Origin of the sequence: Dyella thailandensis (assembly GCF_050749815.1) — a bacterium.
In the GTDB taxonomy this organism is placed as follows: domain Bacteria; phylum Pseudomonadota; class Gammaproteobacteria; order Xanthomonadales; family Rhodanobacteraceae; genus Dyella_A.
Genome location: NZ_CP192735.1, coordinates 3,167,088 through 3,180,724, shown reverse-complemented (window position 1 = coordinate 3,180,724; position 13,637 = coordinate 3,167,088). Strand labels below are relative to the sequence as shown.

At 70.3% G+C, this 13,637-nt stretch carries 15 protein-coding genes; 3 read left to right on the top strand and 12 right to left on the bottom strand.

All coding sequences use genetic code 11. The features are described 5' to 3' along the window. The first annotated feature begins 122 nt into the window (after positions 1 to 122). Complete coding sequence (locus tag ACQVBX_RS14590) at positions 123 to 2,570, top strand: S9 family peptidase (protein ID WP_431634994.1); 2,448 nt, start codon at positions 123 to 125, stop codon at positions 2,568 to 2,570. A gap of 28 nt (positions 2,571 to 2,598) precedes the next feature. On the opposite strand, the gene ACQVBX_RS14585 is transcribed toward ACQVBX_RS14590, so the two are convergent. From ACQVBX_RS14585 to ACQVBX_RS14530, 12 genes are read right to left on the bottom strand one after another with little or no spacing between them, the layout of a single operon-like run. Further along, positions 2,599 to 3,378 (bottom strand): sulfite exporter TauE/SafE family protein, encoded by a 780-nt coding sequence (locus tag ACQVBX_RS14585; RefSeq protein ID WP_431634992.1) that lies wholly within the window; start codon positions 3,376 to 3,378, stop codon positions 2,599 to 2,601. A gap of 16 nt (positions 3,379 to 3,394) precedes the next feature. Next, complete coding sequence (locus ACQVBX_RS14580; RefSeq protein ID WP_431634990.1) at positions 3,395 to 3,742, bottom strand: ArsR/SmtB family transcription factor; 348 nt, start codon at positions 3,740 to 3,742, stop codon at positions 3,395 to 3,397. Continuing rightward, positions 3,742 to 4,176, bottom strand: coding sequence for a TIGR01244 family sulfur transferase (locus ACQVBX_RS14575; protein WP_431634988.1), 435 nt, complete (start codon positions 4,174 to 4,176; stop codon positions 3,742 to 3,744). The genes ACQVBX_RS14580 and ACQVBX_RS14575 overlap by 1 nt, the downstream gene beginning before the upstream one ends. Before the next feature lie 35 nt (positions 4,177 to 4,211). Beyond that, positions 4,212 to 5,078, bottom strand: a complete 867-nt coding sequence (locus ACQVBX_RS14570; protein WP_431634986.1) for an MBL fold metallo-hydrolase — start codon at positions 5,076 to 5,078, stop codon at positions 4,212 to 4,214. 31 nt (positions 5,079 to 5,109) lie between these two features. Beyond that, on the bottom strand, positions 5,110 to 5,526 hold the full coding sequence (locus tag ACQVBX_RS14565; RefSeq protein ID WP_431634985.1) for a DUF6691 family protein: 417 nt from the start codon (positions 5,524 to 5,526) through the stop codon (positions 5,110 to 5,112). 2 nt (positions 5,527 to 5,528) lie between these two features. Then, positions 5,529 to 6,146 carry a YeeE/YedE family protein gene (locus tag ACQVBX_RS14560; RefSeq protein WP_431638199.1) on the bottom strand — a complete coding sequence of 206 codons (618 nt, stop codon included), beginning with the start codon at positions 6,144 to 6,146 and terminating at the stop codon, positions 5,529 to 5,531. 60 nt (positions 6,147 to 6,206) lie between these two features. Beyond that, the gene (gene dsbG, locus ACQVBX_RS14555) at positions 6,207 to 6,968 is read right to left on the bottom strand and encodes a thiol:disulfide interchange protein DsbG (RefSeq protein ID WP_431634984.1); all 762 of its coding nucleotides are present in this window, start codon (positions 6,966 to 6,968) and stop codon (positions 6,207 to 6,209) included. After that, a complete protein-coding gene (locus ACQVBX_RS14550) occupies positions 6,965 to 7,801 on the bottom strand; it encodes a redoxin family protein (RefSeq protein ID WP_431634983.1) in 837 nt (278 codons plus the stop codon). Before ACQVBX_RS14550 ends, dsbG begins: the two co-directional genes overlap by 4 nt. A 33-nt stretch (positions 7,802 to 7,834) precedes the next feature. After that, positions 7,835 to 8,890, bottom strand: coding sequence for a porin (locus tag ACQVBX_RS14545; RefSeq protein WP_431634982.1), 1,056 nt, complete (start codon positions 8,888 to 8,890; stop codon positions 7,835 to 7,837). An 8-nt stretch (positions 8,891 to 8,898) separates the two neighbouring features. Next, positions 8,899 to 9,867, bottom strand: coding sequence for a c-type cytochrome (locus tag ACQVBX_RS14540; RefSeq protein WP_431634981.1), 969 nt, complete (start codon positions 9,865 to 9,867; stop codon positions 8,899 to 8,901). Continuing rightward, positions 9,864 to 10,538: a c-type cytochrome gene (locus ACQVBX_RS14535; RefSeq protein WP_431634980.1), complete on the bottom strand. Its 675-nt coding sequence runs from the start codon at positions 10,536 to 10,538 to the stop codon at positions 9,864 to 9,866. Before ACQVBX_RS14535 ends, ACQVBX_RS14540 begins: the two co-directional genes overlap by 4 nt. Positions 10,539 to 10,572: 34 nt before the next feature. Beyond that, a complete protein-coding gene (locus ACQVBX_RS14530) occupies positions 10,573 to 11,460 on the bottom strand; it encodes a metalloregulator ArsR/SmtB family transcription factor (protein WP_431634979.1) in 888 nt (295 codons plus the stop codon). A 268-nt stretch (positions 11,461 to 11,728) separates the two neighbouring features. On the opposite strand from ACQVBX_RS14530, the gene ACQVBX_RS14525 reads away from it, so the two are divergent. Both ACQVBX_RS14525 and ACQVBX_RS14520 read left to right on the top strand, forming a co-directional pair. Further along, on the top strand, positions 11,729 to 12,100 hold the full coding sequence (locus ACQVBX_RS14525) for a MarR family winged helix-turn-helix transcriptional regulator (protein ID WP_431638198.1): 372 nt from the start codon (positions 11,729 to 11,731) through the stop codon (positions 12,098 to 12,100). A 39-nt stretch (positions 12,101 to 12,139) separates the two neighbouring features. Beyond that, complete coding sequence (locus ACQVBX_RS14520) at positions 12,140 to 13,630, top strand: efflux transporter outer membrane subunit (RefSeq protein WP_431634978.1); 1,491 nt, start codon at positions 12,140 to 12,142, stop codon at positions 13,628 to 13,630. The last annotated feature ends 7 nt before the right edge of the window (positions 13,631 to 13,637 follow it).

The following is a 13,637-nucleotide window of genomic DNA, read 5'->3' as shown; positions in this document are numbered from 1 at the left end:
GGACTTCCGTGGTGGCGTGGGGCCGCATCGTAACAGCGTGCGACGACACCCCTGACCAACGGCCGGTGTGCGAACCCTTGCATGCTCGCTACGCTTGAAGGATTGCCAACGTGGAGCGACCCATGCATCGAACCGTGCTCGCCGGCCTTGCGGCCCTGCTCGTGCTGCCTGCCTATGCCGCCACGCCGGCACCGTCGGCGCACAAGCCGCTGGACATGGAAACCATCATGGCCAACCCGGACTGGATCGGGCACCCGGTCGAGTCGCCGTACTGGAGCGTGGACGGTCGATCGATCTACTACCAGGTGCAGCGCGACGGCAGCCCGGTGCGCGATCTGTATCGCGTCGATCCCGCCACCGGCAAGAGCGAGAAGCTCGACCCGGCCGCTGTGGCGCAGGCCGACGGCCCGGCCGTGTTCGACCGCCGCCACACGCACGCGGCTTTCATCCGCCACGGCGACGTGTTCGTGGTGGATCTGGCCAGCGGCCGCCGCCGTCAGGTCACCCGCACGCCGGAGGACGAATCGTCGCCGCAGTTCTCCGCCGACGGGCGGGCGCTGCAGTACCGCCAGGGCAACGACTGGTTCACCTACGACTTGGCCAGCGGCGTCAGCGCCCCGGCCGCCGTGCTGAAGTTCGCCGACGATCCGCAGGTGGAGAAGCCCGACACGCTGCGCGACCACCAGCGCGCGCTGTTCTCCACGCTGCGCCAGCTCAAGGCCGACAAGGACGCCGAGCGCGCGCAGGAAAAGGCACTGCAGGCGGCCGATCCCGGTCGCGCACCCGAGCCGTTCTGGCTGGGCGACAAGATCAGCGCAGTGGACACCGAGCTCTCGCCGGACGGCCGCTGGATGCTGCTGGTGACCGTGCCCAAGGACGCCGCCAAGGGCGAGGCGCCGAAGGTGATCCACTACGTCACCGACTCGGGCTACACCGAGGCCAAGGACGCGCGCAGCTACGTCGGCCGCAAGGATCCGACGCCGCAGTCGCTGCTGCTGCTGGATCTGTCCACGCACACCAGCTACGCGCTCGACACCGCGGTGCTCCCCGGCATCAAGGACGACCCGTTGAAAGCCCTGCGCACCAAGGCTATTGCCGCGCGCGAAAAGGCCGGTGACGAAGACGGCGCCAAGGCGCTTGCCGCGCCCGACGTGCGCCCGGTGCACATCATTTCCACCGACGACGACGGTTCCGGCGGCGGCATCGTGTGGAGCGACGACGGCTCCCAGCTCGCCATCCAGCTACGTGCGATCGACAACAAGGACCGCTGGATCGCCAGCGTCGATTTCACCCACCACGCGCTGGTGAACCAGCAGCGCCTGCACGACGATGCCTGGATCAACTGGAACTTCAACGATTTCGGCTGGCTGAAAGACAACCGCACGCTGTGGTACCTGAGCGAGCAGACCGGCTACTCGCAGCTCTACATCAAGCCGCTGGACGGCAAGGCGAAGCCGCTCACCTCGGGCCAGTTCGAGCTGAGCCATCCGCAGTTGAGCGCGGACGGCCGCTGGTTCTACCTGCGCTCCAACCGCGTGGCGCCTTACAGCTACGACGTCTACCGCGTACCGGCGGCGGGCGGCGAACTGAGCCGAATCACCCAGTACCAGGGCATGGACGAGTTCGCGCTGTCGCCGGACGGCCAGCAGCTCGCCGTGCTGCACTCATCGCCCTACGTGTTCAGCCAGCTTGCGGTGCAGAGCGCCGCCGGCGGCACGCCGCGCGAGCTGACCGACACCATGAAGCCGGCCTACATGGCGCACGACTGGATCGCGCCGAAGATCGTCCAGGTGCCCTCCTCGCACGGCGCCGGGACGATCTATGCCAAGTACTACGGCCCGGCCAACGAGACCGACGCGCCGGCCTCGCGCCCGGCGGTGATCTTCGTGCACGGCGCCGGCTACACGCAGGACGTGACGCTGGGCTCCACCTACTACTTCCGCGAGCAGATGTTCCACAACCGGCTCGTGCAGAAAGGCTACGTGGTGCTGGACATGGACTACCGCGCCTCGGAAGGCTACGGCCGCGCCTGGCGCACCGCGATCTATCAACACATGGGCCACCCTGAGCTGGAAGACATCCTCGACGGCAAGGCCTGGCTGGTGAAGCAGCACGGCGTCGATCCGAAGCGCGTGGGGATCTACGGCGGCAGCTACGGCGGGTTCATGACCGAGATGGCGCTGCTGCGTGCGCCGGGCGAGTTCGCTGCGGGTGCGGCGCTGCGCCCGCCGTCGGACTGGGTCACCTACAACCACGAGTACACCTCGAACATCCTCAACGACCCGCAGCTCGATCCGGAGGCGTACAAGACCAGTTCGCCGATCGAGTACGCGGCAAACCTCGCCGACCCGCTGCTGATCCAGCACGGCCTGATCGACGACAACGTGATGGCCGCCGATTCCGTGCGGCTCTACCAGCGCTTGATCGAGCTGCACAAGAAGAACTTCTGGATCTCGCTCTACCCGCTGGAACGCCACGGCTTCGTGCACCCGGACTCGTGGTACGACGAGTACCGCCGCATCGACGAGCTGTTCGATACCTACGTGAAGGGCCGCGCGGCGACACCGTAAGCACCCGCGCGGCCGGCCATGGACGGCCTCAGCCGCGCAGCGAGTGCACCAGCATGTAGATCGCCACCACGATGATCACGCCGGCGAAGATCGCGTTGAGGGCGCCACGGGTTTTCGCCAGCCTTTTCGCGCCGAGCGCGCCCAGCCAGCCGCCGGCGATGCCGCCGCCGATGAAGGCGGCCGCCACCGGCCAGTCGATCAGGCCGGAGACGGCGTAGTTGGTGGCGGCGGTGAGGCCGAACGCGCCCACCGCGAACAGCGAGGTGCCGATGGCGTGGATGATCTCCATGCCGCTGGCCAGCATCAGCCCCGGCACGATCAGGAAGCCGCCGCCGATGCCGAAGAAGCCAGACAGCGCGCCGGCGCCCAGGCCCACGCCGGCCAGGCGCGGGTTGGCGTGCGGCAGCGGGTAGCGGTCCGGGCCGCCGCCGCGGCGACCGCGCAGCATCAGCAGCGCGACCACGATCATCAGGATCGCGAACAGCACCAGCAGGCGCTGGCCGTTCACCGCCTTGCCGATGGTCGAGCCGATGAACGCGCCGAGGACGCCGGTGGCGGCGAAGATGAAGGCGGCCTTCCAGCGCACGTGGCCGGCGCGGGCGTGGGGAATCAGGTTGGCGAACGCGTTGAGCGACACCGCCAGCGCGCTGGTGCCGATCGCCAGGTGCGGATCGTGCACGCCCACCACGTAGAGCAGCAGCGGCACGGCGAGGATCGAGCCGCCGCCGCCGATCAGCGCCAGCGAGAAGCCGACGGCCGAGCCGCAGGCGATCGCCAGCAGGGCCTGCATGAAATCGAGATGGAGCATGAAAGGTGGCCTTGGCTCAGAGGGGGCAGAACTGGTCGAACAGCGTCTGCATCAGCGCCTGTACGCGGGCGTCGCTGATGCGGTAGTAGATCGACTGCGCCTCGCGCCGGCCGCTCACCACGCCATCGCGGCGTAGCAGCGAGAGGTGCTGGGACACCACGCTCTGGGCCAACCCCAGCGCCTGCGCCAGCTCGCCCACCGAACGCTCGCCGGGGATCAGCTGGCACAGCAGCATCAGCCGGTTGCGGCTGGCCATCGCCTTGAGCGTGGCGATCGCCTCGTCGGCGTACGCCTGCATGCGCTCTATCGGCAACTCGGCGCCTGGCGTCGGTGCCAACTCCGGCGTGGCCTTGCGGGGCGCCATCACGAACGCCCCGCCTGCCGCGCCTGCTCCAGTCGCGGGCGCAGGGCATCGAGGTCGTAACCGGCTTCGGCGGCCGTCTGCACGACCTCGGCGACCGGCCGTGCGCGCACGGCGTCGAGCGCCCACAGCGTGGTGGACCGCGTGCCGGTGCGGCAGAACGCCAGGACCGGCGCCGGCAGCTCGGCCAGCGCCTTGCCGAAGGCCGCCACCTGGGCGTCCTGCAGCTGGCCGGAGATCACCGGGATGTCGCGATAGGCCAGGCCCGCGCGCGCCGCGGCGGCAGCCAGCACGGCACTGGCCGGCTGGTCGCCGGCTTCGCCGTCGGGACGGTTGTTGATCACGCTGCGAAAGCCCTGCGCGGCGAGCGCGGCCAAGTCGCCCTCGCTGATCTGCGGGGCGACACTGAGCGTATCGGTGAGGCGTTTGATGGGCATGGTCATTCCCTCGGGGGAGCGGAGGCGGGTGAGGTTCAGAGCGCGTCGAGCGGGATCTTCAGGTAGCTCACGCCGTTGTCGTCCGGCGGCGGCTTGTGCCCGGCGCGCATGTTGATCTGCACCGAGGGCAGGATCAGCTTGGGCATCGCCAGCGTGGCGTCGCGCGCGGTGCGCATCTGCACGAACGCTGCCTCGTCGACGCCGTCGCGCACGTGCAGGTTGCCGTGCTTCTCGGCGGCCACGGTGGTCTCGTAGGCGTAGTCGTCGCGTCCCGGCGCCTTGTAGTCGTGGCACAGGAAGATGCGCGTGGATTCCGGCAGCGCGTAGATCTTCTGGATCGAGCGGTACAGCGTGGCCGCGTCGCCGCCAGGAAAGTCGCAGCGCGCGGTGCCGTAGTCGGGCATGAACAGCGTGTCGCCGACGAACGCTGCGTCGCCGATCACGTGGGTCATGCACGCCGGCGTGTGGCCGGGCGTGTGGATCGCCACCGCGTCGATGTTGCCCACGCGGTAGTGCTCGCCGTCGGCGAACAGGTGATCGAACTGGCTGCCGTCGCGGGCGAACTCGGTGCCGGCGTTGAACAGCTTGCCGAAGGTGCTCTGCACGGTGCGGATGTGCTCGCCGATGCCCAGCTTGCCGCCCAGCTGCTGCTGGATGTACGGCGCAGCGGAAAGGTGGTCGGCGTGCACGTGGGTGTCGATCACCCAGTCCACGCTGAGGCCCTGCTCGCGCACCCAGGCGACGATGGCGTCGGCCGACGCATGGCGGGTGCGGCCGGAGGCGGCGTCGTAGTCAAGCACGCTGTCGATCACCGCGGCGCGCTTGGTGGCCGGGTCGCTGACCACGTAGCTGAAGGTGTTGCTCGGTTCGTCGAAGAACGCTTTGACGTCGGGGCATTGCATGGTCATCTCCTGTCGCGTGGGGAGGGCGCGATCACGCGCGCGCCGCAGGAATCTTCGCCGTCAGCCACCAGCCGGCGACCATCGTGGCCACCAGCACCAGCAGCGACGGTGCACCACCACCGAGCGAGGCCAGCGCCGGGCCCGGGCAGTAGCCGGCGATGCCCCAGCCGGTGCCGAACAGCGCCGAGCCGACGATCAGCCGCGCGTCGAATCGCCGGGCGGTGGGCAACTGGAAGTCCGATTCGAACAGCGGCCGGTCGCGGCGGAACACCAGCCGGTAGCCAATCGCGGTGGTCAGCACGGCGCCGCCCATCACGAACACCAGGCGCGGATCCCAGGCGCCGAACAGGTCGAGGAAGCCCAGCACCACGGCGGGCTGGGTCATCCCGCCCAGGCTCAGGCCGAGGCCGAACACGAGGCCGGCGAGCAGTGCGATGGTGATTTTCATGATCAGGCGTTTCCGAGCAAATGGCGCATGACGAACACGGTGGCGATACCGAAGGTCATGAACACGCCGGTGGCCAGCAGGGAGCGGGGCGACAGGCGGGCGATGCCGCACACGCCGTGGCCGCTGGTGCAGCCGCTGCCCAGACGCGTGCCCACGCCCACCAGCAAGCCGGCCAGCGCCATCAGCGGCAGCCCGACCTGCGGCGCGCCGATGCCGCTGTCCTGGCCGAGCACGCCCAACAGCAGCGGCCCGGCGATCAGGCCGGCGATGAAGGCGACCCGCCAGCCGCGGTCGCCACGATCGCCGATGAACACGCCGCTGGCGATGCCGCTGATGCCGGTGATCCGGCCCAGGCTGCCCATCAGCAGCACGGCGGCGGTGCCGATCAGGGTGCCGCCGAGGAGAGAGGAAAGGTACGGGTGCATGGTCTTTGTTTTTAATATTCGAAGATATGAATATACAGGGCGGCAGAAGGCCCGCGCAAGCAACTGCCCGCCGCCTCCCGCTTCCGGACAGCCGGCATTTAGCCATCGGCCACCGGGAGCGATCGCTACCGGTACGCGTGCCCCGCTTCGCCACCGCAAGGCGGCGTGGCGACCGATCGCGTCAGCCGCCGGCATGGGGGACGCACGGTCCCGGTCGATGTCGGCGCGCACCCCACACCGTCGAGCGCGGATGCGTCAGCGCGGGCCGAAGATCGCCTTCAGCTGGGCGTCCGGCAGCATGCCGCCGGCGATGCGGATGGCGCCATCGGCGTCGCGATACACGGTAGCGGGCGTGCCCTGCACCCCAAGCTTGTCCATCAGCTCGCCGTTGGCGACCAGCGCGGCCTCGGTCGCGGGCGCGAGCGTCTTGGCCGGCGCCACCGTGCTGTGGCCGAAGCTCTGCTCATGCTTCTGCAGTGCGGCCAGCGGGTCGGCGGCGTCGAGAATCGCCGCGGCCCGGTACGGACTTTGCGGCGCGATCACCGCCACCAGGATGTGCCGTACCTGCACGTCGCCACCGGCCAGCAGCGGCTGGGTGGCGGCCCACAGCTTGTGGCAGTACGGACATTCGGTGTCGGTGAACACGTAGACGATGCGTTTGGGGTGGGTGGCGCCTTCGGCGATGTAGCGCGTCTTGCCGAGCTCGGTCCAGGTGGTCTCATCCAGCACCGGTGCGGCGGCGGCTTCCAGAGCGTCGCTGGTGAGGTCGTTGCCGGCGCGGTCGTAGAGCGAGCCGATCACCGTGTGCTCGCCATCCGGCAGCAGGTACACCGGCAGGGCGCGGCCGCGGTATTCGCCGACAAAGCCGCGATAGCTCTTCGGCGCCGGCAGCGGCCCCTTGATGGTGATGCCCTTGGTGGCCAGCGCCTGCACCGGCGCAGGCAAGGTCGGGGTCTCGCTGGCGCTGCTGCAGCCGGCCATGGCCAGGGATGCCAGTAGGACAAGCCATCGTTTCACGGGTGTGCTCCAGAGTCGTCGGATGAGGTGCCGGGCGCGGCGCGCTGCAGCGATTCGGCCAGCGTGGCCGCGGACAGTTCGCCCAGGTGGGTATCGCGCAACTGACCGCGCGCGTCCATGAACAAGGTGGTGGGATAGCCGCGCACGTTGTAGTGCGCGACCAGCGCGCCGCCGGTGTCCAGCAGCACATGGCGGGGCGCCTGCAGCCCCTGCGAGGAGAAGAATCGCCGCACCGCATCGGCCGTCTCGCCGGCATCGACGAACACGAACCGTACGTCCGGCAGACGGCGCTGCGCCTCGATCAGCATCGGCAGCTCGCGCCGGCACGGGCCGCACCAGGTGGCCCACACGTTGATCACCAGCGGTTGCCCGGCCAGCGTATCGATCGCCACGTCGCGCCCGTCCAGGTCCGTCAGCCCCATCGCCGGCAACGGCTGCTGCGTGGCGCGCTCCAACCGCCAGGCGGTCAGGCTCACCAGGCCCCAGGTGAGACAACCGGCCGCGACGGCAAGCATCAGGGGGCGACGTTTCGCCGGCGCGCGCCAGGCCACCACGCCCGCGCCGCCGAGCACCGTCAGCAGGCCGGCCCAGGCGACGAATCCGCCGGCGCGCGGGTCGATCAGGCTGGCCGGCTCGCGCGCATATTCCGGCCACCAGGCGACGCCATGCGCCAGTCGCGCGGCCACCACGCCGGCGCCGAGCAGCCACCACAGGATGCCCTCCACGCGCGCAGCGCCCTGCCGGTGCAGGCGCGCCTCCACCGCCAGCGCCACGATGGCACCCAGCAGCAGGGCCAGCGGGCCGATGGCCAGCGCCCACGGGCCGAGGTTCATGCCGCTTCGCTCATGCGTGCGTGGCCGCGTCGCTCAAAAGCCGATCTGCGCGTAGACGCCCAGCTCGTTGCTGGAGCTGAGCGCAAGGTGCTCGTGCGAGATGCGCTCGCGCTTGTACACCGCCGCCAGCTGCACCTGCCGGGACACGCGGTAGGCCACGCCGAGGTTGGCGTAGTGATCGCGCCGCGAGGGATCGAGCGATGCACTGGTGTCGGCGCGGTCGTAGCGGGCGAAGACGGCCCAGCGAGGGTCCAGCACCACGCTGGCCCAGGCCGACCAGCCGCTGGCGCGGTCGCCCCGCGGGCTGCGGACCTGGTTCCAGTCCACCGCACGGAAATACTGCGCACCCAGGCGCACGCGCTGGGTAGCGTAGGCCGCCATGGCGTCCCAGCGGCGAGCGGTGTGGTAGGTGGGCAGGTTGCCGCCACCCAGCGCACGCTCACCGTCGTAGCCGCCGACCGCCAGCACGCTGTGCGCGCTCGGTTGCCACGCCACGCGCGCTTCCACATCGGGCCGGTCGCCGGTGCGCGGGTGCTTGAAGCTGGAGCCGGAGATCACCGAGGCGGCGTACTGCAGCCGGCCGCCGTCACCGAGCGCGCCCAGCGCGTGCACGCCCCAGTCGGCCGACGCGCCGAACTTCAACCGCGTCACCAGCTCCTTGTCCACGTAGCGATAGCCCGACCACTGGTTCACGAAGCCCGCCCACGGCAACGGCGCCGAGCCGAAGCGCAGCACCAGCGCCTTGCTGAAGGCGCCCTGCAGGTAGGCGTGCTTCAGCCACAGGTCGGTGGGCGAGCTGTCGCGCGCCCAGTTGATGTCGGTGGTGAGGTGCGCCGACCACACGTCGGTGAAGCGGTGGTCCAGGTCCAGGTAGAAGCGCTTGAGGTCGGCCCCGTCGCGGCTCGTCGCGGTGCGCTGGCCATTGCGGTACGCGTTGAGGTGGCTGACGTCGAGAAACAGCTTGCCGCCGAGTGTGGTCGCGCCCACCGGGGTGTCGGCGGCGCGTGCGCCGCCGGCCAGGCCCAGTGCGAGAAAAAAGGCGGCGCCGGTCCCCGCCGCGGCGCGACGGAGCAGGGAGGAAACAGTCATGGCGGGTCCTAGCGTTTGGCCGGCTGGGAGCCCAGCAGATGGCCGTTGACGGTGGTGCCGTAGAGCGACATCGGGGTGTCGTGGAAATCCTTGCGGGTCTGCGCAAGGTCGCCCTTGAAGCGTGGGTCCTGCGGGCGCTCGTGGGCGTCCATGTACATCGCCACGTCCCAGGCGTCCTGGTCGCTCAAGGTGTTGCCGCGACTCAGCGGCATGTTCGCCTTGATGAAGGCGGCGGCATTGTCGAGCTGATGCATGCCGGCGCCCCAGTTGAACGAGTCGGGCCCCCACAGCGGCGGAAACACGTAGCGCCCGGCCACCTTCTGACCCTGGCCGTCGCTGCCGTGGCACAGCGCGCAGTCGCGCTGGAACACCGTCTCGCCGCGCGCGTAGTCCGGCGGCTGCGGCGGCTTGAAGCCCTGCTTCGGATAGCCGGCGCCGTCCAGCTTCACGCCGATCGGCGCGCCGCTGGCCATCCAGTAGGCGTAGGTTTCCAGCGCCAGCATCTCGCGGCTGTCCAGCGGCGGCGCCTTGCCGTTCATGCTGTACTTGAAGCAGCCCTGCAGCCGCTCGCCGAAGCTGTTCACGTGCTTGTTCTTGCTGCGGTAGGCCGGATACATGCCGTAGGCGCCCCACAGCGGCGCCGAGTTCGGCTGGCGGCCCGCATCGAGGTGGCAGTTGGCGCAGGCCAGGCCGTTGCCGACATACGCCGGCGCCTTCTCGGCGGTATGCACGAACAGCTCGCGCCCCTCGCGCACCATGTCGCCGAACGGACCCTCGGGAATTGCCGACTCCGGCGGTGGCGTGAAGGCGGTGGCAGGCGTCGGCGCGGTCGACTTGGCTACCGATGCGGGGCTCGCCGGCGTGGTGGGGGTGGAGGCCGGTTTGGCCGGCCCGGTGTCGCTGGTGGGGGACGAGGGCTGGCAGGCGGCCAGCATCACCGCCCCCATCGCCGGCAGCAGGAGTCGGTGGTGCGTCATGGCGTGGTCTCCGCGTGATCCAGCGGCTGCGCGGCGAACCACGCCGCCACCGCCTTGATGTCTTCTTCGTCCAGCGCTTTGCTGATGTGCTGCATCAGCGCCAGCGGGTCGTTGTGCCGACTGCCCTGCTGCCAGGCCTTGAGCTGCGCGGTGATGTACGCCGCGGACTGCCCGGCCAGCGGCGGGAACGCCGCGCCCACGCCCACCCCGCCCGGTCCATGGCATTGCTCGCAGGCCGGCACCTGCTGGCTCCAGCGCCCGCGCGTGGCGAGCAGCGCGCCGCGGCTGTCCGGCGCCGGTGCCGGTGCGGTGGGATGCGCCAGCGTCGGCGGCAGAGGCAGGTGGCTGTAGTAGTTGGCCAGCGCCTGGCGTTCCTCGCTGGAGAGCGCGGTGGCGATCGGCTTCATCACCGGGTTCTCGCGGCTGCCGTCGGCGAAGCTGTCCAGCTGGCGACGCAGATACGTGGCGTCCAGGGCGGCCAACCGCGGAAACCCGGCGGCCGCCTGGCCGGCTCCATCGACGCCGTGGCAGCCCAGGCACGGGGGCGCGCCCTTGCCGTTGCCCTGGGTGGCGATCTGCGCCGTGTCCTGCGCGTGTGCCGAGCCGGTGCCGGCCAGGCTGGCGACCGCCGCCAGCAGCGAGGCGGCGATGACGTCCCATCGACGATTCATCGTGTCATCCCGTGTCGTGATCGGTTACAGGTATTCAAAGCGGCATCAAGGCGTAGCCCTGCTGCTGCAGCTCGGTGATCGTGGTCAACGCTGACAGGGCCAGCGTGACGTGGCGGTCGACCGCCTCGTACGGGTAGTCGTGCTCAGCCACGGCCTGGCCGCAGACCGCCACGTCGACACCGGCCTCGCGCAGACGGGCGATCACCGGCAGGTTGGGGTTGAGCTGGCCGAACGCGGCCTGGTAATGCGCGTCGTCCAGGGCCAGCGGCGTGGCCGCGCCGGACGCCACCGCCACGAAGTGCAGATGGCTCAGCGGCACGCCCGCGTGCGTGTACAGGTTCACCGTGCGGGCGACGCGCTGCAGCCCCGGATTGACCTGATCGGGCTTGCCTGCCCCGGTGAGGCTGAATACCACCTTGTAGGACGCACGCGCGTCGGGTTGGTAGTGCGCCTGCGGCAGCGGATGGATCCTGCCGGCGCCCTCGATGGTGGGGGTGATCCAGAACCCATCGGCGGCGATCGCGCCGGCATGGGTGAGGGCCAGGCCGAGCACGGCGGCCAGCGCGGAAGCTTTCATCGGGTCGTCTCCTGACGGTGGGGCGGGGTCCGGGGGCAGCGCGCACAGGCTGGTGAGCAGCGCGGGCACGTGGGCCGAGGCCTCGGCGCCCAGCCGGTAGAACAGTTGCTGGGCCTGGCGTCGCTGCTCCAACAGTCCCTCCTCGCGCATGCGCGCCAGGTGCTGCGACAGCGCCGAGGGCGCGATCCCCAACTGGGTCGACAGTTCGCCCGCACTGGCCTCGCCCTGGCGGAACAGGCGGCACAGCACCAGCAGGCGCGTGGGGTGGGCCAGCGCCTGCAGCAGGCGGGCCGTGTCTTGCGCGCGCTGGTGCAGGAGCGCGGTGGGGAGGGGATCGTTATTCATATTTCATTGAAATAAGTATTTCAGGAGTCTGCCTGGCTCCGCGGCGTTTGTCACGCCAACAGCCGCACCTCGCGAGGGGCGGGTCCGGCGCCGCGGGAGTTTTGCCGCTGCAAAGGCTGTTGCTGAGATATTTGCCTTGACAAATAAACTTGCGGCAATAGAATGCGCGGCTATGAACACCGCCAACCCCACCGCTCCCATCCTCAAGGGCCCCGCCGAGAGCCTCGGCGTGCTGCTCGGCCTGGTCCGCTCCGAGATCGTCCGCGCGATGGAAGCCGAGCTGGCCGCGCAGGAGATCGACCTGCGTTTCACCCAGTTCCTGATCCTCAAGCGGCTGGCCCGGCTCGGCCCGATGAGCGCCAGCGAGCTGGCGCGCTCGGTGGAGCTGGACGGCGGCGCCATGACCCGCCAGCTCGACCAGCTCGAGGCCAAGGGCTTTCTGCGCCGCACGCCGCACGAGCAGGACCGCCGCGCGCTGCGCATCGAGCTGACCGAGGTCGGCGATGCGCTGTGGCAGCGCCTCACCGACTGCAACGACCGCGTGCTGGAAGCGGCCCAGCGCTCGCTCAGCCTCACCGAGCGCGAACAACTGCACGACTACCTGGAGCGCGTGCTGCACGCGCTGCGCGACAAGTCCTGATTCCCCGACCCGACTCCCCTTTCCCCAGAGATCATGACCATGCGTCTGCACTCCTTCGCCGCGGGCATCGGGCTCGCCCTCGCCCTGGCCGGTTGCGCCAGCAGCGGCGGCCTGCATACCCGCGGCACGCCGACCGATCCGTCCACGCTGGCCACCGCGCAAAGCCTGGCGCGCCTGCACGCCGCCGAAGCCACCTGGCCGAGCGAGGACTGGTGGACCGCGCTGGGTGATCCCCAGCTCGGCGCATTGATCGCCGAGGCGTTGCGCGACAACCCCAGCCTCGCCGTCGCCGATGCCCGCGCGCGTGCCGCGCAGGCCGAGGTGAGCAGCGCCAACGCCGTGCGCGGCCCCAGCGTGAACGCCGGCGCCGCCGTCTCCGGCGCGCACTTGCCGACCACGGCGGTGCCGCCGGACGTGGGTGGCGGCCATTTCGTTACCGCCAAGTACGCCTACGCCAGCTTCAACTGGGGCCTGGACCTGTGGGGCGGCAAGAAGGCTGCCTGGGAAGCGGCCGTGGGCGCCGCCAAGGCCGCCGACATCGAGACGCGCGCCGCGCGCATCCAGCTGTCCGCCAACGTGGCGCGCGCCTATGCGCAGCTCGGCTATGCGTTCGCCCAGAAGGACGTCGCCGATGCCGAATTCCAGCGCGCCAGCGAGGCGCGCAAGCTGACCCGCCAGCGCGTCGACGCCGGCGTGGACAGCACGCTACAGCTCAAGCAGGGCGACGCCGAGGTGGCGCAGGCCCAGCGCGAGCAGGCGGTGGCCGACCGCGCGGTGGATGCCGCCCGCTCGGCGCTGTCGGTGCTGCTCGGCAAGGGTCCGGACCGTGGTCTGGCGATCGGTCGTCCGGCCGTGCTGCAACCGACCGCGGTGGCCGTGCCGGCGAACCTGTCGGCCGATCTGATCGGTCATCGCCCGGACCTGGTGGCCGCGCGCTGGCGTGTCGAGGCCGCGCAGAAGGACATCAAGGCGGCCAAGACCGAGTTCCTGCCCAACCTCAGCATCGGCGCGCTGGCTGGCGTGCTCGCCACCGGCGGCACCAACCTGTTCCAGCTGCCGGCGCGGTTCTACCAGCTCGGTCCCACGCTGAGCCTGCCGATCTACGACGGTGGCCGCCTGCGCGCCAACCTCGATCGCAAGGACGCCGCCTACGACCTGGCCGTGGCGCAGTACAACCAGACCCTGGTGGGCGCGGTGAACGAGGTCGCCGACGATCTTTCCGGGCTCGATTCGCTCGCCACCCAGGTCGAGGCCCAGCAGCGTGCGCTGGATGCCGCCAGCCAGGCGTGGGAGCTGGCCAGCCAGCGCTATCACGCCGGCGTGGGCAGCTACCTCGAAGCGCTCTCCGTGCGCCAGCAGCTGCTGCAGGCCGAACAGGGCCTGGCTGCGCTGAAGGCGCAGCAGGTCGATCTGTCGGTGCAGCTGCTGGCCGCGCTCGGTGGCGGTTACCAGCCGCGCAACGCCGATGCGGTGCCGCCGGCCACGCCGCCTGCCGATGCTCCCTCCTCCTCCCCTTCCGATCATTCCTGAGGCCTGA

What these genes read in the sequence shown, in the direction of transcription:
- ACQVBX_RS14590 (WP_431634994.1), top strand. Translation starts at nt 123, where the DNA reads ATGCATCGAACCGTGCTCGCCGGCCTTGCGGCCCTGCTCGTGCTGCCT.
- ACQVBX_RS14560 (WP_431638199.1), bottom strand. Translation starts at nt 6,146, where the DNA reads ATGCCGGCGGCTGACGCGATCGGTCGCCACGCCGCCTTGCGGTGGCGA.
- ACQVBX_RS14550 (WP_431634983.1), bottom strand. Translation starts at nt 7,801, where the DNA reads ATGAACCTCGGCCCGTGGGCGCTGGCCATCGGCCCGCTGGCCCTGCTG.
- ACQVBX_RS14535 (WP_431634980.1), bottom strand. Translation starts at nt 10,538, where the DNA reads ATGAATCGTCGATGGGACGTCATCGCCGCCTCGCTGCTGGCGGCGGTC.
- ACQVBX_RS14540 (WP_431634981.1), bottom strand. Translation starts at nt 9,867, where the DNA reads ATGACGCACCACCGACTCCTGCTGCCGGCGATGGGGGCGGTGATGCTG.
- ACQVBX_RS14530 (WP_431634979.1), bottom strand. Translation starts at nt 11,460, where the DNA reads ATGAATAACGATCCCCTCCCCACCGCGCTCCTGCACCAGCGCGCGCAA.
- ACQVBX_RS14565 (WP_431634985.1), bottom strand. Translation starts at nt 5,526, where the DNA reads ATGAAAATCACCATCGCACTGCTCGCCGGCCTCGTGTTCGGCCTCGGC.
- ACQVBX_RS14575 (WP_431634988.1), bottom strand. Translation starts at nt 4,176, where the DNA reads ATGCCCATCAAACGCCTCACCGATACGCTCAGTGTCGCCCCGCAGATC.
- ACQVBX_RS14545 (WP_431634982.1), bottom strand. Translation starts at nt 8,890, where the DNA reads ATGACTGTTTCCTCCCTGCTCCGTCGCGCCGCGGCGGGGACCGGCGCC.
- ACQVBX_RS14580 (WP_431634990.1), bottom strand. Translation starts at nt 3,742, where the DNA reads ATGGCGCCCCGCAAGGCCACGCCGGAGTTGGCACCGACGCCAGGCGCC.
- ACQVBX_RS14585 (WP_431634992.1), bottom strand. Translation starts at nt 3,378, where the DNA reads ATGCTCCATCTCGATTTCATGCAGGCCCTGCTGGCGATCGCCTGCGGC.
- ACQVBX_RS14570 (WP_431634986.1), bottom strand. Translation starts at nt 5,078, where the DNA reads ATGCAATGCCCCGACGTCAAAGCGTTCTTCGACGAACCGAGCAACACC.
- ACQVBX_RS14520 (WP_431634978.1), top strand. Translation starts at nt 12,140, where the DNA reads ATGCGTCTGCACTCCTTCGCCGCGGGCATCGGGCTCGCCCTCGCCCTG.
- ACQVBX_RS14525 (WP_431638198.1), top strand. Translation starts at nt 11,729, where the DNA reads ATGGAAGCCGAGCTGGCCGCGCAGGAGATCGACCTGCGTTTCACCCAG.